This window comes from Pseudidiomarina andamanensis, assembly GCF_009734345.1.
Lineage (GTDB): Bacteria > Pseudomonadota > Gammaproteobacteria > Enterobacterales > Alteromonadaceae > Pseudidiomarina > Pseudidiomarina andamanensis.
The window spans coordinates 133,167-158,136 of record NZ_CP032551.1 but is presented as its reverse complement, the minus strand read 5'-3'; the positions used below and the strand labels follow the sequence as shown (position 1 = coordinate 158,136).

General features: G+C 46.9%; 22 protein-coding genes. 5 read left to right on the top strand and 17 right to left on the bottom strand.

Going from position 1 to position 24,970, the window contains the following annotated elements; translation table 11 throughout:
* The first annotated feature begins 156 nt into the window (after nucleotides 1–156).
* Nucleotides 157–1,443 carry a dicarboxylate/amino acid:cation symporter gene (locus tag D3795_RS00670; protein ID WP_156265704.1) on the top strand — a complete coding sequence of 429 codons (1,287 nt, stop codon included), beginning with the start codon at nucleotides 157–159 and terminating at the stop codon, nucleotides 1,441–1,443.
* Nucleotides 1,444–1,533: 90 nt separating this feature from the next.
* Here D3795_RS00670 and D3795_RS00665 read toward each other — a convergent pair whose 3' ends face one another.
* The 4 genes from D3795_RS00665 to D3795_RS00650 are packed head-to-tail and all read right to left on the bottom strand — an operon-like array spanning nucleotide 1,534 to nucleotide 6,389.
* Nucleotides 1,534–2,232, bottom strand: a complete 699-nt coding sequence (locus tag D3795_RS00665; protein ID WP_156265703.1) for a hypothetical protein — start codon at nucleotides 2,230–2,232, stop codon at nucleotides 1,534–1,536.
* 13 nt (nucleotides 2,233–2,245) lie between these two features.
* A complete protein-coding gene (gene smrA / locus D3795_RS00660; protein ID WP_156265702.1) occupies nucleotides 2,246–2,821 on the bottom strand; it encodes a DNA endonuclease SmrA in 576 nt (191 codons plus the stop codon).
* Between the two features lie 46 nt (nucleotides 2,822–2,867).
* Nucleotides 2,868–3,866 (bottom strand): protease SohB, encoded by a 999-nt coding sequence (gene sohB, locus D3795_RS00655; protein ID WP_156265701.1) that lies wholly within the window; start codon nucleotides 3,864–3,866, stop codon nucleotides 2,868–2,870.
* A gap of 60 nt (nucleotides 3,867–3,926) precedes the next feature.
* Nucleotides 3,927–6,389 (bottom strand): VolA/Pla-1 family phospholipase, encoded by a 2,463-nt coding sequence (locus D3795_RS00650; protein WP_156265700.1) that lies wholly within the window; start codon nucleotides 6,387–6,389, stop codon nucleotides 3,927–3,929.
* 249 nt (nucleotides 6,390–6,638) lie between these two features.
* Here D3795_RS00650 and D3795_RS00645 point away from each other — a divergent pair, with 249 nt between their 5' ends.
* The 4 genes from D3795_RS00645 (at nucleotide 6,639) to D3795_RS00630 (ending at nucleotide 11,232) form a co-directional block, all read left to right on the top strand.
* Entirely contained in the window at nucleotides 6,639–7,397 is a 759-nt protein-coding gene (locus D3795_RS00645) for a YciK family oxidoreductase (protein WP_310942359.1), read from the top strand.
* 265 nt (nucleotides 7,398–7,662) lie between these two features.
* Nucleotides 7,663–7,950 (top strand): metal-sensitive transcriptional regulator, encoded by a 288-nt coding sequence (locus D3795_RS00640; protein WP_156265699.1) that lies wholly within the window; start codon nucleotides 7,663–7,665, stop codon nucleotides 7,948–7,950.
* Nucleotides 7,951–7,960: 10 nt separating this feature from the next.
* On the top strand, nucleotides 7,961–10,186 hold the full coding sequence (locus D3795_RS00635; RefSeq protein ID WP_156265698.1) for a heavy metal translocating P-type ATPase: 2,226 nt from the start codon (nucleotides 7,961–7,963) through the stop codon (nucleotides 10,184–10,186).
* 68 nt (nucleotides 10,187–10,254) lie between these two features.
* Complete coding sequence (locus tag D3795_RS00630; RefSeq protein WP_156265697.1) at nucleotides 10,255–11,232, top strand: WD40/YVTN/BNR-like repeat-containing protein; 978 nt, start codon at nucleotides 10,255–10,257, stop codon at nucleotides 11,230–11,232.
* On the opposite strand, the gene D3795_RS00625 is transcribed toward D3795_RS00630, so the two are convergent.
* From D3795_RS00625 to D3795_RS00565, 13 genes are all read right to left on the bottom strand, one after another.
* Nucleotides 11,185–13,332: an aminotransferase class V-fold PLP-dependent enzyme gene (locus D3795_RS00625; protein WP_156265696.1), complete on the bottom strand. Its 2,148-nt coding sequence runs from the start codon at nucleotides 13,330–13,332 to the stop codon at nucleotides 11,185–11,187. The two genes, D3795_RS00630 and D3795_RS00625, sit on opposite strands and share 48 nt — an antisense overlap.
* Nucleotides 13,333–13,350: 18 nt before the next feature.
* On the bottom strand, nucleotides 13,351–13,581 hold the full coding sequence (gene nqrM / locus D3795_RS00620; RefSeq protein ID WP_092855940.1) for a (Na+)-NQR maturation NqrM: 231 nt from the start codon (nucleotides 13,579–13,581) through the stop codon (nucleotides 13,351–13,353).
* Between the two features lie 14 nt (nucleotides 13,582–13,595).
* The gene (locus D3795_RS00615) at nucleotides 13,596–14,618 is read right to left on the bottom strand and encodes an FAD:protein FMN transferase (protein ID WP_156265695.1); all 1,023 of its coding nucleotides are present in this window, start codon (nucleotides 14,616–14,618) and stop codon (nucleotides 13,596–13,598) included.
* 34 nt (nucleotides 14,619–14,652) lie between these two features.
* Nucleotides 14,653–15,894: an NADH:ubiquinone reductase (Na(+)-transporting) subunit F gene (nqrF, locus tag D3795_RS00610; protein WP_375294516.1), complete on the bottom strand. Its 1,242-nt coding sequence runs from the start codon at nucleotides 15,892–15,894 to the stop codon at nucleotides 14,653–14,655.
* A 47-nt stretch (nucleotides 15,895–15,941) separates the two neighbouring features.
* Complete coding sequence (nqrE, locus tag D3795_RS00605) at nucleotides 15,942–16,550, bottom strand: NADH:ubiquinone reductase (Na(+)-transporting) subunit E (RefSeq protein WP_092855942.1); 609 nt, start codon at nucleotides 16,548–16,550, stop codon at nucleotides 15,942–15,944.
* A 10-nt stretch (nucleotides 16,551–16,560) separates the two neighbouring features.
* The gene (locus D3795_RS00600; RefSeq protein ID WP_092855943.1) at nucleotides 16,561–17,193 is read right to left on the bottom strand and encodes an NADH:ubiquinone reductase (Na(+)-transporting) subunit D; all 633 of its coding nucleotides are present in this window, start codon (nucleotides 17,191–17,193) and stop codon (nucleotides 16,561–16,563) included.
* A complete protein-coding gene (locus D3795_RS00595; protein WP_156265694.1) occupies nucleotides 17,193–17,969 on the bottom strand; it encodes a Na(+)-translocating NADH-quinone reductase subunit C in 777 nt (258 codons plus the stop codon). Before D3795_RS00595 ends, D3795_RS00600 begins: the two co-directional genes overlap by 1 nt.
* Complete coding sequence (locus tag D3795_RS00590) at nucleotides 17,962–19,161, bottom strand: NADH:ubiquinone reductase (Na(+)-transporting) subunit B (RefSeq protein WP_156265693.1); 1,200 nt, start codon at nucleotides 19,159–19,161, stop codon at nucleotides 17,962–17,964. The genes D3795_RS00595 and D3795_RS00590 overlap by 8 nt, the downstream gene beginning before the upstream one ends.
* A 2-nt stretch (nucleotides 19,162–19,163) precedes the next feature.
* Nucleotides 19,164–20,504, bottom strand: coding sequence for a Na(+)-translocating NADH-quinone reductase subunit A (locus D3795_RS00585; RefSeq protein WP_156265692.1), 1,341 nt, complete (start codon nucleotides 20,502–20,504; stop codon nucleotides 19,164–19,166).
* Nucleotides 20,505–20,774: 270 nt separating this feature from the next.
* Entirely contained in the window at nucleotides 20,775–21,953 is a 1,179-nt protein-coding gene (fabV, locus tag D3795_RS00580) for an enoyl-ACP reductase FabV (protein WP_156265691.1), read from the bottom strand.
* An 86-nt stretch (nucleotides 21,954–22,039) separates the two neighbouring features.
* Complete coding sequence (locus tag D3795_RS00575) at nucleotides 22,040–22,360, bottom strand: BolA/IbaG family iron-sulfur metabolism protein (RefSeq protein WP_156265690.1); 321 nt, start codon at nucleotides 22,358–22,360, stop codon at nucleotides 22,040–22,042.
* Between the two features lie 7 nt (nucleotides 22,361–22,367).
* Nucleotides 22,368–22,844: a hypothetical protein gene (locus D3795_RS00570; RefSeq protein WP_156265689.1), complete on the bottom strand. Its 477-nt coding sequence runs from the start codon at nucleotides 22,842–22,844 to the stop codon at nucleotides 22,368–22,370.
* 223 nt (nucleotides 22,845–23,067) lie between these two features.
* Nucleotides 23,068–24,870, bottom strand: coding sequence for a cation:proton antiporter (locus D3795_RS00565; protein WP_156265688.1), 1,803 nt, complete (start codon nucleotides 24,868–24,870; stop codon nucleotides 23,068–23,070).
* Nucleotides 24,871–24,970: the final 100 nt, after the last annotated feature.

Below are 24,970 nucleotides of genomic sequence, written 5' to 3'. Positions count from 1 at the left end.
CGAGCCCATGACAGTTGGTTGACACTTTCATGGCAATTCAATGACAGTCAAACGCACAGTGCTACTGTTTAAATAAGAATTCTGGTAGTCTTGAGCCGATCTCAATTGTTTACGTGCACGTCACCTTTTACAGCGACGTGATCGAAAGGAATGTTTATGTCAGAAAATAAAAAGAAGCTCAGTCTCACGAGCCGCATTGTTATCGGGATGTTTGCCGGTATTGCTGTTGGCATTTTACTGAAGACTATTTTCCCTGATAGCACCATCGTCGAAGGTTATCTAACCAAAGGCTTATTCTACGTTGTTGGCCAAATTTTCATTTCGTCACTGCAAATGTTGGTAGTGCCACTGGTTTTTGTATCATTGGTGGTAGGAACTTGTTCATTAAGTGACCCGAGCAAATTAGGTCGACTTGGTGGTAAATCTGTTGGCTTGTATCTGATTACCACAGCCATCGCTATCACTTTCGCTATTGCGATGGCGGTGCTAGTTCAGCCAGGTACTGGTATTGAACTTGCAACTGATGCAACTTACGAACCAACGCAAGCACCATCGCTTGCGCAAGTCATCATCGACTTGTTCCCTACCAACCCATTTAATGCCTTTGCCAACGGTAACATGCTGCAAATTATTGTGTTTGCGCTGTTATTCGGTATCGCGATGGCATTAGTTGGCAAGCCGGGCGAGCGCGTTAAAACGTTGTTCGACGATTTCAATGAAGTCATCATGAAATTAGTCATCATCCTGATGAACATTGCGCCATACGGTGTCTTTGCATTGATGGCGAAACTGTTTTCAGAAACATCATTTGAAACTATTTTCAGCCTTGGCAAGTACTTCTTACTGGTCTTATTCGTGCTGATTGTTCACGCCTTAGTTACCTATCCAGTTATTCTCAAGGGGCTATCTGGCATGAACCCGATTATTTTCTTGCGCAAAATGCGTGAGGTTCAAATTTTTGGTTTTAGTACAGCAAGTTCGAATGCCACCATGCCGGTCACACTCGAGACCGTTACAAAACGCCTTGGTGTGCATAACAGTGTTGGTTCATTTACGGTCCCGTTAGGTGCAACAATCAATATGGACGGCACCGCGATCATGCAGGGCGTTGCGACCGTGTTCATCGCACAGGTGTACTTGGTTGATTTGTCCATTGCGGATTATTTAATGGTCGTACTCACCGCCACCCTAGCCTCAGTCGGTACCGCGGGGGTTCCAGGCGTTGGTATGATCATGCTGGCAATGGTACTTGGCCAAGTTGGCTTACCTGTAGAAGGTATCGGTCTAATCATTGGTGTTGACCGCCTACTCGATATGACTCGCACAGCTGTTAACGTTACCGGTGATGCGATGGTTTCGGTGATTGTCGCGAAAAGCGAAGGTGCGTTGGATGAGGATGTGTTCAACGACGCCAAGGCCGACCTAAAAGAAAGAAACCTCTAAAACCAACAGCGTTATTCGTTAGTCGTTATTCGTTATTGGTGTTAATCATTAACGAATAACGACAAGCGAACGAATAACGAATAACGGTTTTTAACGGATTTCGCGCCAGATGAACTGTGTCAGGCGACCGTAATCAACCACCGCGTCCGAATTCCCCGCCATCGCTTGCTCCAATACCTGCTCCAATACCGGCCATAACAATCGTGCGATATAAGTATCGGCCGTGTCGTCAGCACTTGCTTCAGGAAGCTCAAGCGAGGCTAAACGCACACTCAATATTGGCTGCCCTTGATCGAATAAATTCAATACCACATTATCAAGTTGGGCGCGCTTAACTTGCCAAATAATCGGTTGTGAAACACGCTGGAGTTTGCCTTGTTCATTCGCAGCATTGTATAAGGCGTGAAGATTCGATTGGCCTTTGCCCCAATACGCAACTGTCAGTTGTGCGTCTTTGGCGGTGATCGAATCAACAATTAACGTGTTTGTGTTATTCCCTAGCCACTCACCTTCAACCACAACAGAGTCAGCACGCAATACTTCGTTTAGACCGGCATCTAATTCAGGTGCACGTGTGCTAAGCCGAATTTCTTGAGCCCGTAATTCACCTAAAAGTGTTACCAACTCTAAACTTTCGTAGGCAAAGTCGGCATCAAGATGACTATCAACACGTTGCTCAAGAATGTCACCCAGCCGCTCTGACATGGTTTGCTCAGCGAGCACGGGCGCAGAACTCAGTGTTATCACGACACTTAGTGCTACCCCACTTAAACCAAAACATTTTATCACAGGTCTCGACTCCTCAGCGGCGTTGATGTCGCTCTCGATTTAATTGCTTTTGTGTCGCGTTCTTACGCAACATCACATACGCCGCACCACTGCCACCGTGATGACGTTGCGCACTATGAAATGCCATCACCGGCTCAAGTTCACGTAGCCACTTATTTACGTAGCTTTTAATCAACGCTGGGTGCGGTTTGGAATGCTTGCCCTGCCCATGAATAATCAGGGCAGAGCGAACACCGCTACGGTGGCAATCTTGAATAAAGTCGAATAGCGCAACGCGCGCTTCTCGTAAACTATGATGATGCAAGTTTAAACTGGCTTCAATTGGGTACTGGCCCAGCCGCAAACGTTTATAGACCCCATGTTGCACACCTTCGCGCTGAAACGCGATGGTATCGAGTGGCTCAACGAGTTCAACATATTCAGTGGATAAGAAGTTAATGTCTTCTTCAAGTTGTTGCTCAGCAGCTTTACGGCGCTCCAACTGCGCAAGCGTCGGGGTAAATGCCGTTCGGATATCAGCGACATCTTCCCCAGCAAGGGGAGTGACATCGGTCATTTCGCGGCGAAACAGCTCAAAATCATCGCTCATGGTAACCCTCACTTCGAACTTTACCCGTACAACATGGTTACTAAGATTAATTTTTACTCAGAAAGTTCTTCACGGCATATAACACTGCCGACACATTACGACCAACACGTTCGCCAATATTCTTTTTCACCACGTAACGCACTAAGAACATATCATGGCTCTCACGTCGCTCGAGCAACCACGCATCACTGGTCGTCAATGAATCCACTAACCCGTAGTTGAGTGCCTCTTGTGCCGTCCAATACTCACCGGTCGCTACTTTGTCAAAATCGAGCTCTGGACGATACTTACGAATATGCTCTTTAAATTGTTCATGGATATTTTCAAGATCTTGTTTGAACTTACGACGTCCGTCTTCGGTGTTTTCACCGAACATCGTTAGCGTACGTTTGTATTCGCCCGCAGTCACCTGTTCAAAATCGACTTCATGTTTTTTCAACCATCGGTGAAAATTAGGTAACTGAGCGAGCACGCCAATCGAGCCAATAATCGCGAATGGAGCGGCTTGGATATGGTTGGCAACCGACGCCATCATATAACCGCCGCTGGCGGCCACTTTATCGACACTTACAATGAGTTCAAGCTCAGCATCTCGTAAGCGCTGTAACTGAGCGGCACCGAGACCATAACCGTGAACCACGCCACCAGGGCTCTCAAGACGAACCATTACCTGTTCACCCGGCTCAGCCACCGCTACAATCGCATTCACCTCACGACGCAAAGCATCCACTTCATGTGCATCCATACTTCCTTTGAAATCCACAACAAAAATGCGTTTACGCGGCTCGCCGTCTTTCTCTTCTTTTTTCTGTTTCTTTAATGCCTTCTGCGCTTTTTTACGATGTTTTTTGTCAAGCAGCTCAAGTTTCAATCGGTGCACACCATCTCGTAAGTCATCCGATAAACGATCAACAACGAGTTCACCTTTCTTGCCTTTTTGTCGCTGCGCGACCTGTGTCATTACACCGGCGACCATCATAATAGCAAACACAATGATGGCGGCTTTTAGTACGAAGACAATTAACTCTTGCGCTATATCCCACATTTGTTTTCTCCATAAAAAAAGGCCGACGAAGCGGCCTTTTTAATTTCGCATCGATGTTGCTTATGGTTGCACAACATCTGGGTTTTGAACAGGGATAACCGTGTTATCTGTGCTGAACCAAACCGCTGTTTGCGTTTGCATTTCTTGAGTTGCGGCAGGTGACGCTGATGGGTCAACAATTGAACCATGGCTGCCCGCGGTGAAACGAACTGCACCTGATACCGGCGTACCGTCTACAGTCACTAATGTTTCGGCAACAGCTTCTAAACCAAGTGCAGTAATCAACGGTTCAGTACCAGCCAGTGGCTTGCCTTGTACCGCATTCGGAATGACTTGGTCTGGTAGATTTTCAGCACCATCACCCACAACTTCAATCAAGTGAATCGGTGTTTCAGTTGCTACTACCGTTGAGGCGTAGTTAATTGGGTCAGCTGAATCGACAACAGTTTGTGCCGCGAACGCAAACTGCTCAAATACAGCATTAATGCCTGCTTGCTCAGCCGCACTCAAGCTTGCCCAGAACTGGTCGTACACTTGAATCAACAAACCTTGGAACTCAGGGTCGGTTGGTGCAACACCTTGCGCTTCAGCAGTCGCATTAACCGCCGCGGCGAAATCAGCACTTTGTGCATACAACAATTGGCTCTTAATTACTGGGCCAAAGCTATTCGATGCCAACAAGAAGTTTGCAATGCTGCCGCCTGGCGCCATCAACGAGCTACCGCTTACCGCAAACAACGGCGTAGCTGCTTCAAGTGCGCCAGTCATTGGTGTGTTTGCCACAGCACTGAAAGCAGTACCAGCGATAGCACCTAATGAGTGGCCTGCAAAATAAACACGGCCTGAATCAATTGGTGCATTCGTTGCATTTAAACTCAAACGTAAACCAAGTAAGTCAGACACTGATTGACGTAAATTATCACGTGTGGTCAACAGGCTACCCAAGTTCATGTAAGCCGTAGCTGGGCCTTTACCTGAAGTTGCATTGATAGCACCGAAACCACGGTCGCCGTGCAATGGATGGTCAATCGCAACAGTAGCTACACCATTCAAGGCCATCATACCAGCCAGCGATAAAACGGTCTCTTTATAAGCAGTAATACCGTGTTGGAAAATCGCCACCGGCCAGCCATCAGCAGGCATAGTGATTGGATCAAGACCTTGCGCGCCACGTACCGCGTTAACCGTTGCCAAATCTGGCACGGTCATCACAGCGTTGACAGTGACATTACCCTGCACCGCTGGTACTGGGTTGTATTTAGTCACGTGACGTTCTTCGTCAACACCTGGGAAGTCCATTGCAGCAACAGCTTCTGGCGTGCTCGCTTGTAAACAAGCTTGAACCCACGCAGGAATAAAGGTTGCTGCACCACCGCTCAACCATGTCGGGTCAATTGATGGGGTATTCATCGGGTCAATAGCGCCCGCCTGAATAGCGCCGAGTACAGATACGCCGCTGTCACACTTTGCCATCCAGCGACCAGATAAAGGCGCCGTTGGATTTTCAGTGGTTGGTAACGGCGAGAAGTAAGGCAGAGTGACTTGACCGCCGTAGACTTGCGCAGTGCTTGAGACCGCATAAGCTGGATTGGTTGGATCGTTTGGTAACGCTCCCGCTTGCACTAATGCTTGAGCCGCATTGTAGCCTAATGGCATAACGCCCAACGCTGGAGATGGTGTACCAGCAGCAGCTGTCGCAGAAAACTGAGCAGCCATCATAGTTTTCACCATATGGAACGCATCAGCAGTCGACTGTGTTGTAAAGCTCGATGTATAAATAACGGTTTCAGTATCGACACCAGCTGCTGCTAGAGCTGCTTCGTGGCTGTTAATAAGACCTTGCAGGCTTTGTGCAGCAGGATCTGACGATACTGGATCAGTGCTTACTGGACGCTTCATCAAACCGTAGGTTTGTGATGGCTTCACAGAGCGTCCCATTGAATCTTGGATGTTCGTCGTTAAAACTGCCATGTAGCCAGTTTTTGCTTTAAATGGTTTCAACGGAATAATAGCAACGCCGCTTGGACCTGTTGCACGCACAATGAAATCTTCACCGTGTACAAGTTCTGCTGCAACGGCACAAGTTACTGCTGGGCTAGGTGCTGCGGCACATGATGCACTGACATCGCTACCGCCCATGATGGTTTCAAATACACGAATTGAACCAGCGGCTTCAAGTGACGCTGAATCAACGGTAACTTGATCACCATTTTCGTCTACCGGCAATGAGAAGCTAAACGTCAGCGTTGAGTGAGTTCCCCACCCATCAAGACCATTTATTGCAACTTGCGGGTTACCACCGTCCGTTGGGTCTGCCACTGGAATATTGAGTGTACCGTCGACAGTACCCCCCAACAAAATGTTGCTAGGTACTGGCACCTGGCCATTTGACGGGTCAAATACTGCGCGAGTTGCTGCGACTTGATATTCGGTTTTTACCGACTCTGGCGCATCTTCGCCGCTGCCACAGCCAACTAAGCTGAGCGCGCTACCGATGGCAGTTACAAGCAAGAGTTTTTTCATGAGGCTTCCCCAATCCTTGTTCGTGTTGTTATGTATTGAGCACCTGCAGGATGCTGTTGTTCAATTTGCCTATCATCGCTTTTTTAAACTGGTACGACAAGACGTTTTAATTAACAAAATTTTATACACTGTCTGAGCTTAACTTGAAAGTATTTCTCAATAATTTATCCCCAGTTACTGAGAATAATAGCAAAAACCAGTACACTTAGCGTATTCATCAGTTCAGTTAATCAAGAGTGTAAGCCGAAAATGACTGCAATGCATAATGATCCGAAAAACTACGTTATCCAAGAAGGTTCACTGGCAAATAAGATTATTTTAGTTACCGGCGCCGGTGATGGTATCGGCCGAGAAGCAGCAAAAACATTTGCTGCCTGCGGTGCAACAGTGATTCTGCTTGGTCGTACCGTCAAAAAGCTCGAAGCCGTTTACGATGAAATTATCGCGGCAGGTCACCCAGAGCCCGCCATTGTGCCTCTCGATATGAAAGGCGCGACAAAATCGCACTATCAAGGCATGGCAGCCACCATCATTGAGCAATTTGGTCGGTTAGACGGCATACTACAAAATGCGAGCTTGCTCGGCGTTTTATCACCGTTTGAGCACATCGACCTAGACTCGTGGAACGACATCATGCAAGTCAATGTGACCGCACAGTTCATGATGACTCAAGCGCTCATGCCAGCACTCAAGAAAGCACCAAACGCCAGTATCATCTTCACTTCATCAGGTGTAGGTCGCCAAGGTCGCGCATTCTGGGGCCCCTACGCGGTCAGTAAATTCGCGACCGAAGGCCTTGCCCAAGTGATGGCGGATGAGTATGACGGCACCAACGTCCGCGTCAACGTCATCAATCCAGGCGCAACGCGCACCACCATGCGCTCAAAAGCTTATCCAGCTGAAGATCCAAATAAGTTGAAAACACCAGCAGATTTGATGCCGACTTATGTGTATTTGATGTCAGACGACAGTATCGGCATCACCAACCAATCCCTCAACGCCCAGTAACTGCGAAAAGCGTTATTCGTTATTCGTTATTCGTTATTCGTTATTCGTTATTCGTTATTCGTTATTCGTTATTCGTTATTCGTTATTCGTTAAAACAAACTTAAACAAAAAAATCTCCGCGCACGCAGTGCGTCGGAGATTTCGTGTCTTAACGCCTTTTTATTTTCGCTTTTTCGAATAACGAATAACGAACAACGAGCAACGCACTTGATCTTTATAGGGTAGCCCCCTATATTATACGCATCACTTTATAGAGGATTCCGTGATGCAACACACCGTTACACCCCATTCAGATAAATTAAAGCAGAACCTCAAGCAACGCCTTGCGCGCATTGAAGGGCAAGTACGCGGTTTACAACGCATGATTGAAAATGACACATACTGTGATGATGTTCTAAATCAAATTGCATCGGTGCAAGCAGCATTAACTGGGGTCGCTCGTAAGTTACTCACACAACATATGCACAGCTGTGTCAAACATCGAATTCAATCGGGGGACGAGAGCGTGCTGGACGAACTGGATACAACCATTGAGCGTTTGCTGAAACGCTAAGGAGCTAACTATGGCCACACAACAGTATCAATTACAGCTGTCTGGAATGAGTTGCGCTGGGTGCGCAAAGACAATTGAGCGAGCACTTCAAGGTGTTGATGGGGTCAGCTCGGTTAACGTCAATTTTGCAACTGAAATTGCCGCCGTCGAAGCCGATAATGTCGCCGCTAATAAACTAGTCGAAGCTGTAAAAGAGGCAGGTTATGAAGCGAGTGTCATCGACCATGAGCAACCTGAACAAGACGACTCTCGAGAGCGTGTTCAGCAAGTACAGTTTTATAAATTTATTGCGGCTGCAATTCTTTCAGTGCCACTGTTGTACACCATGCTAGGGCACTTTAGCTGGACCAGCGGTATTTACGTTCCCGATTGGTTGATGAATCCGTGGGTACAAATGGCGCTTGCAACACCGGTGCAATTTATTATTGGTTGGCAATTTTATAAAGGGAGCTATACCGCTCTTCGTGGTGGTGCTGCGAATATGGATGTATTGGTGGCATTGGGCACATCCGCCGCATACTTCTACAGCGTCTATTTAGCTGCTTTCGCGAGTAAGCAAGTGATTCACGGCGGTCTCTATTTTGAAACCAGTGCCGTTCTTATCACATTAATCCTGTTGGGTAAGTGGTTTGAGGCGCGCGCCAAAGGACGATCTTCTGCGGCCATCAAACAGTTACTAAACCTACAACCAAAACAAGCGCTGCGCGAACGTAACGACGGCGAAACTGAGCAAGTTAACGTTGCCGAGTTAAAGTTGGGCGATGTTATTCATATAAAACCGGGGCAACAGGTTCCCGCCGACAGCGAAGTATTGAGCGGCGAGAGCGCGGTTGATGAATCGATGTTGACTGGTGAAAGTGTACCGGCTGATAAACAAGTAGGTGACTCATTAACTGGCGGTACCATCAATAAAAACGGTTTTCTGAAGGCTAAAGTTAAGAAACTTGGCAAAGACTCTGCACTAGCGCAGATCATCAAAGTCGTTGAGCAAGCGCAAACATCAAAAGCTCCTATTCAACGTTTAGCAGACCAAGTTTCTGCAATATTTGTTCCGGTGGTTCTCGGCATTGCGGTTATCACATTCTTCGTTTGGGCATTTTGGTATCAACCAGGGGATTACGGTTCGGCGCTTGAAGCAACGGTTGCGGTGCTTGTCATCGCATGTCCTTGCGCCCTAGGGTTGGCGACACCAACATCGATCATGGCTGGTTCTGGTCGCGCAGCTCAAATGGGGGTGTTATTTAAACAAAGCGAGATATTAGAAATTACTCACACCGTAACCAGTGTAGTACTTGATAAAACCGGCACAATTACCGAGGGCAAGCCCAAACTTACCAACCTTGAACTGAATACCAGCATCCTTAAACTCAATGATGGACAAGTAAAAGCTGCCGTCAAAGCGCTTGAACAACAATCAGAGCATCCACTCGCTCAGGCCGTTGTTACCGGCATTACCGAGGATACAAAATCGGTCATTATTGAAAGCTTCAAAGCGCATGAGGGGCGTGGTGTTTCGGCATCCCTTAACTCTGATAACAATACGCACTTCATTCGCATTGGAACCGCGCGCCTGATGCAAGAAAATGATATTGACTGCAGTGCCTGGATCGAACGCAAAGAGACGCTTGAGCAAGAGGGCAAAACCGTCATGCTGATTAGTTGTGATCAGCAATTGGTGGGGCTTGTCGCAGTAGCGGATACCGTAAGGGAGAATTCCAAAGAGGCAATTACTCAATTAAAACAACGCGGACTTAAAGTCGTGATGATTACTGGCGACAACCAACGCACAGCTGAGGCTATTGCTAAACAAGTGGGCATCGACCATATTTTCGCGGAAGTATTGCCGGAACACAAAGCCAAACACGTCACCGAGCTGCGTGAGCAAGGCGAGATTGTGGCCATGGTAGGAGATGGCATCAACGATGCCCCAGCCCTTGCTACAGCGCACGTTGGTATTGCCATGGGCACTGGAACCGATGTGGCGCTAGAAACCGCAGATATCGCGCTCATGCGAGCTGATTTGCGAAGCCTCATTGATGCACTTTTTGTCAGCGAAAAAACCGTTCGCAATATACGACAAAACTTATTTTGGGCATTCGCGTATAACACATTAGGAATTCCGGTAGCTGCGAGCGGCTTGTTGGCTCCATGGTTAGCCGGTGGCGCCATGGCCTTGAGCTCAGTTTCAGTGGTTCTAAACGCACTTCGTTTGCAACGATTACCGACAAAGCGGTGAAGTTAGCTTGTGTTTAGTCGCTGAACCAGCCACGATAGATGCATTCGCTTAAATAAAAACGAGGCTTTATGATTGCGGTAAGTTTGGTTGTTGCAACGGCAATAAGTGTTACCTCTTTAGAGAGTAAGCCCGACGTGCATTGGATTGGTGTTAGCGCACCAACCAACAATGTTGTCTGGATGAGCGGCTCGAATGCAACAATTGCTCGCAGCACCGATGCTGGCGATACATGGGAGTACTTTAATCCCGCCAACGAAAGCCTGCAGTTTCGCGACATTGAAGCGCTTGATGCGAACCACGCCTACGCCTTAAGTATTGGCGAAAATGGTGACTCGCGCGTTTATTACACTTCGAATGGCGGACGCAATTGGCAACTTCGCTATCGTGCGGGTTCGAATCAATTTCTTAACTGCATCGCCATGGCGAATAGCGGTGAAGCTTGGGTATATGGCGATAGTCTTGAAGGCCGCTGGGAAATGGTACGCAGCACCGACGGACGCAACTGGTTATCGGCAAGTAATGTGGTAGATAGTGCGCCATTGCCCGATGAGGGCGGGTTAGCTGCCAGTGGCGGTTGTGTACGCTTTAACAACAATGTCTGGGCCATTGGCACCGCCAATAGCAGTAAAGCTCGATTATTAGTAAAACGTAATTTTGGTATTCGTTTCAAAGCCATTGATACGCCACTGCCAGCTGGGCCTAGCGCCGGTATTGCGAGCGTTTGGCCACTTGCTGAAAACGATGTAATTATTGCTGGTGGTGATTTAAATGATCCCGCCGCAGTTCCGCGACTTATGCGGTATCAAAACGGCGAGTTTGCCGCCCTGCCCGAGCCTGAGTTTAACGGTGCACTTTACAGCTTAACGGTTCGCCCAAACGGCGATATGTTAGTGAGTAACCCGAATGGCGCTGCTTATCTTAACAGCGCCGATATGACTTGGAAGCAATTGAGCGATGCAAACATTTGGAACAGCGCCTGTATCAATCAACGCTGTTATTTAGTTGGCAAAGATGGCTTTGTCGCGCGCATCAGCTTCAATGAGTAATGCAGTACCGCCAGATAAGTGGCTCACTTGTTCGAATCCGTGTCGCGCTAACACTTGCGCGGCAACTGCACTGCGGTGGCCCGAACGACACACACAAACAATTGGGCGTTGTTTATACTGCGCGCGATGGCTGTAAATAAATTGAGCTAAGCGCGTTAATGGTACATTGATCACTTCTGCATCAACCGATAGTTGACGTACTTGATGCTCTTGTTGCTCACGCACATCAACGACTAAGGTTTCTGGCTGCGCCAACCACTCTTGCTGTTGTTCCAGCGATACATCAATAAGCTGGCACGGCACACAGTCACCTGAAACTTCACATAGCTTCTCAACGACTCGAAACGCATCATCACGACGAGCAAGCAAGAGGGTTTGCTCATGTACCGCTTTCATCAATTGCGCAACGTCGTCTTGCTCGCCAATAAACGCGAAATCAACATGGGGCGTCGATGCATCGTCAATCAGCGGTGAACTTAATAAAAACAATGGTTCTCTCGTACCAACACGGTATAAGCGACGTTTACCGACCCGCAGACATCCGAACACCTCAACTTGGCATTCAACGGGCGCTTCGCATCCACCAACCGCATCTAATGGCCAGCCAACCGCGTCTCGCTGCGCACTGCATCCACTGGCACATAGCAACTGGGCGAGCATCGCTGCAGGGCTGTCAGGCGCTTGTGCTTCGGTGGTCAATACGGCTTTCACACGATAATTCTGGCACGCTACTAATCGTTCAATGCGTTCAGCTAGCTCAGGAACTGGATCAATCACTGCCATTTCACCGGCAGCTTTATCAATAAGTAAATAGCAACAGTGGCTATCAAAGCGAAGTTGAACGACCCCATCAAGGTTGCTATCAACATCTTCATTGGTATCAGAAACTAATAGACAAGATTGTCTTAATGCCATTGCCGCATCACGAATGCGTGCGCACGCAGCATCAATGGTAGCCGCTGAAGTGGCAGGACCGAATGAAAGACGAATGGCTGAACTAGAGCGCCACGCCTCCAAACCCATTGCATCAAGAACGAAACTTCGGGTAACGCCAGAGCTACACGCCGAACCAGAGCTGACACGAATATTTGCCGCATCGAACACGTCCATAATGTCGCGCGACGGCACACCTCGCACTGAGAAATTCAACGTGGTTGGCACTGAATCCGCAAGCTCATGGTTCAGCACCAAGGTTGGAAATACACTACGCAATGCGTTCAGTAATTTTTCCCGATATTCTTCAAGCACTGCGTGGCTCTGAAAAACTTGCTGCTCATTATTTAACAACAACTCAAACAGCGCGTGTAAAGCCGCTATGCCTGGAAGGTTTTCAGTTCCTGAACGTTGCCCCTGTTCCTGACCACCACCAATAATCAATGGTGTAAACGGCGCACTTTCACGAACATACATAAAACCAATGCCTTTAGGGCCATAAAGTTTGTGGCCACTAAAAGGTGCATAATCAATGGTTGTCTCGCTGAGCTGAAGCGATTGCTTCCCGAGTGCTTGAACACAGTCAACCATCCACGGCACGGTCGTATTTTCAGCGCGAATTACGTCCTCTAAGGCTTTTAGATCTTGCATCACACCCGTTTCATTATTCACGGCCATAGTACAGATCATATGCGCGGCACCAACATGCTCCGCGATAAACTGCAGATCTAGCTTACCGCGTTTATCTACGGGTATCGGTTTCAATTCAGCATTCAGTTGCAGTAATTTATTCCAGTGCTCAAGCGCTTGCGGCACGGCTTTGTGCTCGGTCGCGCCATAGAGTAACCAGCGTTTACCGCCTAAGTTCGTGCTATTCCGTGCAGCAGTTAAGGCAGACAAAACAGCAGTTTGAATACCTTCGGTAGCACCGCTGGTAAAGAACACGCGTCCGCGCGGTGCGCCAATGACTTGGCGTCCGAGTCGACGTGTATTGTCGAGAATATAGCGAGCCTGAAGGCCGGTAATATGACTACTGGAAGGGTTTCCGAACACATGTTCCATCACGTGTTCAACAGCTTGAGCTATCTGAGGTAACACCGGTGTTGTTGCGTTGCAATCAAGGTAAATTTCAGCCGTTTTCGGGCGAATTTGTACCGGTGTAACCATCAGTTTAACTCCTTCACTTTAATCGATTCGATTTTCCTGCCACTGCTTTTCTTTCGCAGCTCGAGCTTCTTCAGCCATGCGCGCTTTCTTATCATCGCACGGATCTTTGCAGTCGCAAGCCTTTTCCATGCCTAATGACGAGATACCGCCACAGCTACCGGAAATAGATTTGCGTTGGGCGATGAAACCCACCGACATAGCTAATACCACCACCAACATGATGACGAATACAGCAATAAAAACGCCCATGTGGACCTCCTGAGCTACTGCTCAAATCGTTTGAATGCAGTACTAGTGTACTCTTTAAATTGATCGTTTTCACGGGTCACTAAAAGTACCGCTAAACCTTTTTTATTCGCGAACTCAAGTGCCTCTTCAGCGCCCATAACCGTCAATGCCGTTGCGTAAGCATCGGCATCCATACACGTGTCTGTTATCACTGTTACCGAAACTAAGTTGTGCTGAATTGGATACCCTGTACGAGGATCGATAATATGCGAGTAACGCACGCCATCTTCTTCGAAGTAGTTGCGATAATCACCTGAGGTCGCCACAGCGTTGTTACCCGGCTCGATAATGCGTTGAACCGCACGCTCTAAAGATACCGGCTGCTCAACAGCAATCCGCCAAGGTTGCTCACCCGGCTTGGTACCACGCATGCGCATTTCACCACCAATTTCCACCAAGTAATTTTTGATTTCCATTTGCTCAAGCAAAATCGCAACACGGTCAACACCGTAACCTTTCGCAATGGTCGACAAATCGACATACAAATCAGGAATAGCCTTCGTTAACTGGTGATTTTCTACCGTCAAATATTGATAGCCAATCTGATCACGAACTTCCTGCAATTGCTGCTCAGAAGGTACTTGTTCAGGTCGACCTAAAGGACCAAAGCCCCACAAATTAACTAGCGGACCAACCGTGACATCTAATAATCCATTGGTTTCTTCACCAACTTCAAGTGCACGGCGAACAACTGTCTCTAACGAACGCGATACAACCACGGGCTCTGTTGTTTTGCGTTGATTAAACAGCGATAACTCAGAGTTCGGATCATAAGTCGACATCTGGCTATTCACTTGCTCTAACACTGCATCAACCCGCTCTTTCACGCGTTCCGGCGAATGATTTGGGTTCGCCGTGACATAGCGGATATGGTAGGTCGTGCCCATGGTTTCGCCCGACACTGAAATTTGTTGCGGTGCCGGCGTACATGAAACGAAAAAGGCCAGCCCTATCAGGGCTAGCCAAATTCGCAGAGTCGATGACAAATTCATCTTCATCCGTTTTATTTCACCTTACAGTTAACCGTTACGGTTAGCCACCGAAGTCATCCAACAAGATGTTCTCGTCTTCGACGCCTAAGTCTTTCAACATTTTTATGACTGCAGCGTTCATCATCGGTGGTCCACACATGTAGAACTCACAATCTTCAGGCGCTTCGTGGTCCTTCAGATAGTTCTCGAACAATACATTGTGAATAAAGCCGGTGTACCCTTCCCAGTTATCTTCTGGTTGTGGGTCAGATAGTGCCACGTGCCATTCGAAGTTGTCGTTTTCACGAGCCAACATATCGAAATCTTCAACATAGAACATTTCTTTCTTAGAACGAGCACCGTACCAGAACGTCATCTTACGGTCAGATTTCAAGCGACGTAATTGGTCGAAGATGTGTGAGCGCATCGGCGCCATACCAGCACCACCACCAACAAACACCATCTCAGCTTTGGTATCTTTCGCGAAGAATTCACCAAATGGACCAGAAATCGTCACTTTATCGCCTGGCTTCAAGCTAAAGATGTATGACGACATTTGACCTGGTGGCAAGCTCATATCACGCGGAGGCGGCGTAGCGATACGCACGTTCAACATGATGATGCCTTTCTCATCTGGGTAATTCGCCATCGAGTAAGCACGAATAACTTCTTCGTTAACTTTTGACTCAAGGTTAAAGAAGCCGAAGTGTTCCCAATCGCCACGGAATTTTTCTTCAATGTCGAAATCTTTAAATTTCACATGGTGCGGTGGGCATTCAATTTGAATGTAACCACCAGCGCGGAATGGAACTTCCTCGCCTTCTGGCAATTGCACCACAAATTCTTTAATGAAGGTGGCAACGTTATTGTTCGATTTAACCGTACAATCCCACTTACGAATACCGAATACTTCCTCTGGAAGTTCGATTTTCATATTTTGCTTCACGTTTACCTGACAAGATAAACGGCAACCTTCACGTGCTTCTTTGCGGTTAATGTGGTCACGCTCAGTTGGCAGAATCTCACCGCCACCTTCTTTGATCACCACACGGCACTGGCCACATGAGCCACCGCCACCACACGCTGACGATACGAAAATACCCGCGTTAGCTAGTGCGCCAAGCAACTTCGTGCCCGGTTGGGTGGTAATTTTCTTGTCTTCGTCATCGTTAATTAAAATCTCGACATCACCCTGAGGGACCAATTTTGATTTAGCGAACATAATCACCGCAACCAAAATCAATACAATCAAGGTAAACATGCCTACGCCGAGCGCTATTAGTGTCAAATCTTGCCCTTGCATCGACTTGTACCTCTACTTAATACGTTATCGTTCGTAACCGGATGAAATTAGAGTGAAATGCCTGAGAAAGACATAAACCCTAAACCAATCAGACCCACCGTCATAAAGGTGATGCCCAAGCCACGTAATCCATCTGGCACGTCTGCATATTTCAGCTTCTCGCGTACCGCTGCCAAAGCAACAATCGCTAACGCCCAGCCTACGCCGCCGCCAATACCGTAAACCACACTCTCCGAGAAAGTGTAATCACGCTCTACCATGAATGATACGCCACCAAAGATTGCGCAGTTCACAGTAATCAACGGTAAGAAGATACCTAACGCGTTGTATAAAGCAGGAACGTATTTGTCGAGTGCCATTTCAAGAATCTGTACCAACGCTGCAATCACGCCGATAAAGGTCAAGAAACGTAAGAAACTTAAGTCTGCGTCTGGGAAACCAGCCCAATCTAACGCGCCAGGCGCTAGAATGTTGTGATAAACCAGGTTGTTAGCAGGTACCGAAATGCCCAGAACAACAATTACCGCAACGCCCAAACCAAAAGCTGTGGTTACTTTCTTAGACACCGCCAAGAAAGTACACATACCAAGGAAGAACGATAACGCTAAGTTTTCAACGAAAATCGATTTAATAAATAAACTGATATAGGCTTCCATGGTCTGCTCCTTATTCCTTCGGCTCTACTTGTTCTTTGCGGAAGGTACGCAGTACCCAAATGAAGCCGCCGATAATGAAGAATGCGCTTGGTGGCAATACCAACAAGCCGATTGGTTGATACCAACCGCCCTCAGAAGCGAGCTGTAAAATTTGATAGCCAAATAGGCTACCAGAACCGAATAGCTCACGAATGAAACCAACGGTCAACAACACTACTGAGTAACCCAAACCGTTACCGATACCATCTAGGAACGACAACATTGGTGGGCTCTTCATTGCATAAGCTTCAGCACGACCCATAACGATACAGTTGGTAATGATCAAACCAACGAATACCGACAATTCTTTTGCAATACTGTAAGCATAAGCCCGCAGCACCTGGTCAACAACAATAACCAAGCTCGCGATAATGGTCATTTGTACAATGATACGTACGCTTGACGGAATATGATTACGAATAATTGAAATAAATAAGTTCGAAAACGCTGTAACCAAAGTTAGTGCAATACACATAACCACGGTATTTTCCATTTTCGAAGTGACTGCCAACGCCGAGCAGATACCTAAAATTTGTAGGGCAATCGGGTTGTTGGCAAAAATCGGTCCAAATAGAACCTCTTTGACTTCTTTTGCACTCGCCATTAGTTCAGCTCCCCTTTGCGAATTTTATCGAACAGTGGGCCATAAGCTTTATCGCTAAACCAGAATTGCATCGTGTTCTCGACACCGTTACTGGTTAGGGTTGCGCCTGAAAGTGCATCAATATCATGCGCTTTGTCAGTGACATTTTTTGTCACATCAATGGCGACACTGCCGTTTTCATAAATTTCTTTGCCTTGCCAGCTTGCAGTCCAATTAGGATTCTGAATTTCGCCACCAAGACCCGGAGTTTCAGAGTGCTCGTAGAAGTTGATACCTTTGATGGTGTTCATGTCAGGTGCAACAGCCATAAGACCGTACATAGTACCCCACAGACCGTAGCCACGAACGTAAACAACAACCGTTTCTAATGCGCCGCTTTCATCGTTAATAAAATAGACTTTAGAAACGTTTTCCAGTGCACCAATACCTGCTACGTCTTCACTTTTTTCAAGCTTAGAACCTAAACCGGCTTTTTTCGCTGATGCGATTGGGTCATATTCGGTAGCTGATTTACCGTCAACAGTTTCAACTTCTTCAAGTGTATTCAAGTTAATTAAACGTGTATCAACACGGTCATTAAACACCGCAACCACATCAGTTTCAGGCGTTAATAAACCAGCTGCATCTAACACGTTGCGTTGCATATCGAGTGCAGCATTCTTTTGCTGAATAGGCTTCAAGCCAACTGCAGAACCTGCCACGATTACCGCGCACACTAAACAGAGCGCGACAACGACAAATAACGTTTTGCCGAGTGATTCGTTTTTATTAGCCATTGCGTGCCATTCTCCGTTTAATGTTTGATTGAACAACAAAGTGGTCAAACAGCGGGGCAAATACGTTGGCGAACAAAATTGCCAGCATAATACCTTCTGGATACGCAGGGTTTACCACACGGATAAGTACTGTCATTGCGCCAATCAGGAAGCCGTAATAGAACTTACCTTTGTTGGTGAACGACGCTGATACTGGGTCAGTGGCCATAAACATCATACCGAAGGCAAAACCACCTACTACCAAGTGCCAGTACCATGGCATTGCAAACATTGGGTTGGTGTCACTGCCAATCACATTGAACAGTAATGACAACGCCACCATACCAACGAACACTCCAGAGACGATGCGCCATGAAGCGATACGGAAATAAATAAGTGCTAAGCCACCGATAAGAATCATTAGGGTTGAAACTTCGCCCATCGAACCTTGGATATTACCTAAGAAGGCATCCCACCAGAGTGCAGTGTCAGCAATGTAGTCGGTGCTTGCAGTTGCTTGACCCAACAACGTTGCGCCAGAGAAACCGTCAACCGCAGTCCATACTTGCTCACCAGAAATAGACGCTGGGAAAGCGAAGTATAAAAATGCACGACCAGTTAGTGCTGGGTTCAAGAAGTTACGGCCAGTACCGCCGAAAATTTCTTTACCAATCACCACACCAAAGGTGATACCCAACGCAACTTGCCACAATGGCATGGTTGCTGGCAGGGTCAACGCAAACAATACTGAAGTAACGAAGAAGCCTTCGTTGATTTCGTGCTTACGAATTGAGGCAAACAAGACTTCCCAGAAGCCACCAACAATAAAGGTTGTGGCGTAAACTGGAACAAAGAAGCAAGCGCCGTAGAATAATTTACCGGCCCAACCTGCAGTGCTTAAATCACCGCCGAGAGCAGTAAACAAGCCTACTTGCCAAATGTCAGCTAACTCGTAACCGTTAACCAATGCCATCGCAGCTTGGTTACCGATGTTATACATACCCCAGAACATTGCTGGGAACGTCATCATCCACACCAAGATCATGATGCGCTTCAAATCAACGCTGTCTTTTACGTGGGTAATGCCTTTGGTTACTTTACCTGGCGTATAGAAAATGGTTGCAGCCGCTTCGTATAAGGCATAGAACTTCTCGTACTTGCCGCCTTTTTCGAAGTTTGGCTCAATATTCTCAAGAAAACTTTTCAAGCCCATGATCAGCCCTCTTTCTCAATTTCGGTCAACATGTTACGCAACACAGGACCGTACTCGTATTTGCCTGGGCAAACATAAGAACACAGCGCTAAATCCTCTTCATCTAACTCCAAGCAGCCCAATTTCTGAGCTTGTTCAGTGTCACCAGAGAGCAAGTCACGTAGCAAAATCGTTGGCAAAATATCAAGCGGCATCACGCGCTCATAGTTGCCGATTGGAACCATCGAACGGTCAGATCCGTTGGTGGTAGTAGTCATCGAAAACAATTTCTTCGGGCTCAAGTGGCCAAGATAGGCACGTGTTACCGAGTGTTGGTTAACACCTGGCTTGATCCAACCAAAGAATTCTTTCTGATCACCTTCAGCTAATACGCTGACTTGGTTATGGAAACGACCTAACCATTGGTGCGCATCATCAACTTTATGGCCATTTAAAACCGAACCAGAAACGATACGGTTGTTGCCTTGCGCTAATTCACCTTTCGTGAGTTCACGCAAGTTTGCACCCAAACGCGTACGTAATAAACGTGGTTTCTTAGCACTTGGGCCACCTAATGCAACAACGCGGTCAGTGAAGAGTTCACCAGTCGTGAATAATTTACCGTAGGCAATCACGTCTTGGTAACCGATATGCCACACGTGCTTGGCCATTGAAACTGGCTGCAAGAAGTGAATATGCGTACCAACTAAACCAGCAGGATGCGGACCTGCAAAGCTCTCGAGTTGTACTTTGGCATCGCCAGTATCAACTTCAGCATCAGCTGCCTTAACCACAAAAACATTGCCTTGGGTCAAGTTGCCAAGAACTTTCAAACCGTCAATAAATGCTTGTTTGTGTTCGTTGATAATAACGGTTGGGTCAGCGGCCAATGGATTGGTATCCATTGCGTTAACAAAAATTGCGGTAGGCTCTGCGTCAAGCTTAGGAGAGCGGCTAAATGGACGTGTCCGCAATGCAACCCATTGACCTGAGTTGTTCAATTGCTCGACGACCTTCGCGCGATCAAGGCTAGCTAATTCGTTACTGTCGTATTTGGCAAAGGTTTCTTGCTCATCGCCGTCAATTTCAATGACAACGCCTTGCAACACACGCTTTGCGCCACGCAGTACGTCTTTAACAACGCCCGCAGCAGGTGCAGTGAATTTAACCCCTGGGTTTTTCTTGTCTTCGAAAAGTACCTGGCCTTTTTTAACGCGGTCTTCAACCTTGACATGCATGGTTGGACGCATTCCCACATACTCTTCACCCAGTACGGCAACGGTGGTGATGGCTTGGCCATCCTCGATAGTTTGCTGGGGCGCACCCGAAATCGGGATATCCAGCCCTTTCTTGATCGTAATCATACGCGTTTGCACTACTCGTTAGGGAAGATTAATCTCACTCCAGCGCAGGCATGTAAACGGAGGTTTAAATGCCTACACTGACCAAATTCTGTCCATTTTCACCTAGGGCGCGCATTTTAGCACTTTTGCACAGTAAAACAAATGCGAAAAACCCCAAAAAGCCGTTGTTCGTTATTCGATCGCTTCGCTTGTCGTTATTCGTTAAATACAAAAACCTACTACCATTAACGAATAACCAATAACGAATAACGATTAACGCTTTTGATGTGGTTACCAGGTGACGACGGGGTTTACGTCGGCGTCATAATCAACACCTTCCATTCCAAAGCCGAACAACTGCAAGAAATCACTGTGATAACCCGCATAATCAGCTAACTGATGGAAGTTGTCTTGAGTTACTTGGTTCCAGAGCTGTTCAATTTTTGCTTGAGTTTGATCGTTAGTTTCCCAGCCATTCATGAACAAACGCCCGGCTTCATCCAGTACTGGATTCTCAGCATACAGAGCGTCGCGCAATAAGCGATGTGTTTGCTCAATACATCCCTCATGGGTACCTTCTTCTTTCATCACCTTATAGATGAGCGAGATATATAAAGGCATCACCGGTATTGCTGAACTTGCTTGCGTCACTAACGCCTTCAACGAAGAAACATAAGCTTCAAGATTAATGTCGGTATATCGGGTACGCATTGCAGCTGCTGCACGATCAAGATCTTCTTTGGCTTTACCGATAGTCGCGTGACCATAAATTGGCCATGTTAGTTTTTTGCCAATGTAGGTATATGCTGTGGTTTTTGCATTCGGAGCAAGCACACCAGCATCATGCAATGCGGCCAACCAAAGTTCCCAGTCTTCGCCGCCCATGACTTTGATGGTTTGTTGAATTTCATCATCGTTTGCCGGCTCGAGAGTAATTTCAGAAACTTCGTCTTTATCGGTGTTGTAGGTTTTTGTGGTATACGCCTGCCCTACTGGCTTCAGGGTTGAACTGTAGAGGTCACCGGTTACTGGATCTTTGCGTTTAGGCGATGCCAAGCTGTAGACAACAAGGTCAACTTGACCTAAATCTTGTTTAATTTTCTCAATCACTTCTTGTTTGATTTCGTTTGAGAACGCATCGCCATTGATAGTGTGCGCGTACAAGCCTTCTTTCTTGGCTGCTTTATGGAATGCTGCGGTGTTGTACCACCCTGCCGTTGCTGTTTTCTTCTCAGTTGGCTCTTTTTCGAAGCAAACACCTAAGGTTTGCGCGCCAGCACCAAATGCAGCATTGATGCGAGTGGCTAATCCATATCCAGTCGAACACCCAATCACCAATACGCGTTTCGGTACATCAGTTAAAGCTGGTTGTTGTTTCACATAGTCAATTTGCTGCTGCACATGCGCAGCACAGCCTACTGGATGTGCATTGGTACAAATAAATCCGCGAATTTTTGGATGAATAACCATGTTGTTATGTCCTATTGTTTTAAATTCATATCGATATTAATGGCGGCTAGTGTAACCGAGTGCAGTGCCGCAAGTGATCTGAGCTGTTAATTTGCGTCAAGCGTACTGCCGCCGCGACATACTGGTGAAGACGGTACTTCATGCAATTGGTGCCACTCAAAAGGACTATAAACGTGCAACGCCAGTGCGTGCACTGGCCCTGCAAGTTCATCTTCTAGAATCTTGTTGATTGCTCGATGCCGTTGTAATAAACGCATCCCGTCAAACTGCTCTGCCGCAATAATCACCTTAAAATGGGAATCATCACTCGGTGTTCCGTGCATGTGACTCTCGTTGATGACTTCAAGGTGTAATGGCGAGAATTCGGAATCTAATTTTTGCTGAATAACTTGCTGTAGTGATGTCATAAGCACCTCATTCGTCATCAAGAGAACTAAAACAAATTCGGGAATCACGACCTATTTTAGCAAATGCTTCGATAACATTTGGTTCAGGCTGGTTTGGACGATAGGCAAGTCGATACCACTGCGCGCCAAAATTGCCTGAGAGCTGATAAAGCAAAACGTCATGCTGTTGAAATAAATAGGCAAGTTGATCTAATCCTTCTCGGCGATTTTTGGGGAAAGCTGATTGCTCACCGATTAAACGCCAACGATTTAACTCATCTCGCTCTGCCATCAGTGCTTCGTTGATTCGATCACGACAGAAACTCAACTGAATGACACTGCTTGTCAACGCCCAACTGCCCGTGGGTAATTGTAACTGATCAATTTGATAAACCGGTTGCGCTGCGTCATCAATTCCGGCTTGAGGATTGCACCCCGCAAGCACCACGAGGCTAGCGAATATTAAGCTTCGTCGTAAAATTTTCAACGCGAAAAAAGACAGCATAGCAGCATTCCAAAACAACCGATGAATGGCTCTGCAGTATAAAGGCTATTGCGGGAATTAAAAAGGAAGATAGAACATCCATGTTCGAAGGGAGACATCATTCCGTGAGTGTCACCCCAAATCCATGTAGGCATCTTATCTAATAAAAAAACTCATTTCAATTACAATTTGGTAACATTTTTATAAGTTTTTCATTTACAAAACGATTTAGTTTAAAAAAATGTTAGCTTTCCTCCGATTCTTGCTCCGGACTGACTAATGCAACTATCTGCCAACCTGCCTTAGGTTCAAAGGTTTGGTCACTTGAAAACAAATGACAATGCCCACGTTCATCAAGCGCATACAATGGCAACGCTCTGTTACCATAGCGATCCTGATAATCATCATAGTGAAATGATTCCGTCAGCGCCGTTGTTTTTACTTGAGCACCTTGGAAGGTCAGGCTTGCCAACTTTGAAAACGTGACGCCCTTACCAAATAATTTCAAGCGTTTACGATATACTTCCGGCAGTTGATTTCGCGCCGGTGCGTCATGATCAGTGCTGTGCAATGCAAAGATTTTCTCAGCATCAAACCAATCCATGAAGTGCATCGCGACCACAGGGTTTAACTGGCGATATGGCGACAATATTAAAACGTTACCAATGCCTGTTAAATCCATATTGTTCTCAGCGTGTTCAGACGTTGGGTTACCAAAGTAAACGGGTAAGTTTTCCATTCTGGCTTGCTTGATGTGCTCCCAGTTGGTATCCGCCAACATCACTGGAAACTTGTTTTCTTTCAGCGATTTCGCAATGAGGCGTGCGGTTGGGTTTGCACCAAAAATCAAAAAGCCTCGTGCGGGCGGCTCGCGCAGTTTCAGTGCATGTGCCAGCGGCTTCGCTGTTAAACTTTGCAATATCACCGTGCTTAAAATTACCAAAAATACCAGTGGCACAAGCATTTCCGCTTGCTCCCAGCCGGCCTGTTGCATCTTTAATGCAAACAGAGCAGAAACCGCTGCCGCAACAATACCGCGCGGCGCAATCCAACTAAGTAGAACTTTTTCTTTGAACTCGGTCTGGGTGCCAATTGACGACAACCACACACTCAATGGCCGTACGGCAAAAATAATAATCGCTAACAGAGCCACCGCAGGTAGCCCCAACGAATTAAATGCGTCCGGTTCCAGACGTGCCGCTAAAATGATGAACAAACCGGAAATGAGGAGGACAGATAGCGTCTCTTTGAATTCAAGAATCTCATCGAGATCAAGACCGCGCATATTCGCCATCACCATGCCCATAACGGTCACGGTTAATAAGCCCGACTCATGTTGCATGGCATTCGACACGGCGAATACGCCCAAAACCACAGCCAATGTGGCGACATTGCGTAGGTAATGCGGGAAGATGTTTTTGATGAGCGCCCAGCCAAGTAACTTACCACCGGCAAAACCGAGTGCAAAACCTACCCCAATAGTCGTTGCAAAGGCTTGCAGCGCTTGCGACCAGCCTGCGCCTTGGCTCGAAATTATGAATTCATAGACTAAGACTGCGAGTAATGCGCCAATCGGGTCAATAATGATGCCTTCCCAGCGCAAAATGTTTCCAAGTCGCGCCAATGGTCGTACCGAGCGCAACATGGGCATAATTACTGTCGGCCCAGTTACTACAACAAGCGCACCAAACAATGCCGCAAGTTCCCAGCCAAAACCAATCAGGTAGTAAGCAGCAATGGCAATACTCACCCAAGTGACCACCATGCCAATACTGACCAAGTTGGTTACCATGCGGCCGTGACCACGTATCTCATCAAACTTTAGAGTTAACGAGCCTTCAAACAGAATAATAGCTACCGATAACGAAACTAATGGAAATAGAATATCGCCAAATACCGCGTCAGGGTCGAGCACACCAAATACAGGACCAATGACAATTCCCACAATTAACAACGGCAAAATGGCCGGCACTTTCATCCGCCAAGCGCCCCACTGACACATAATTGAGAGCACACCAATCAATGCAAGTGCTGACATATTCGACATAAGTCATCCTTTTGTAATTTTTTCCAATCAGTTGTTGATAACAATTCTCATTTGCGTCAAACTATTTGTAGGTACCAAATGCGAATCAATATCGTTCGTT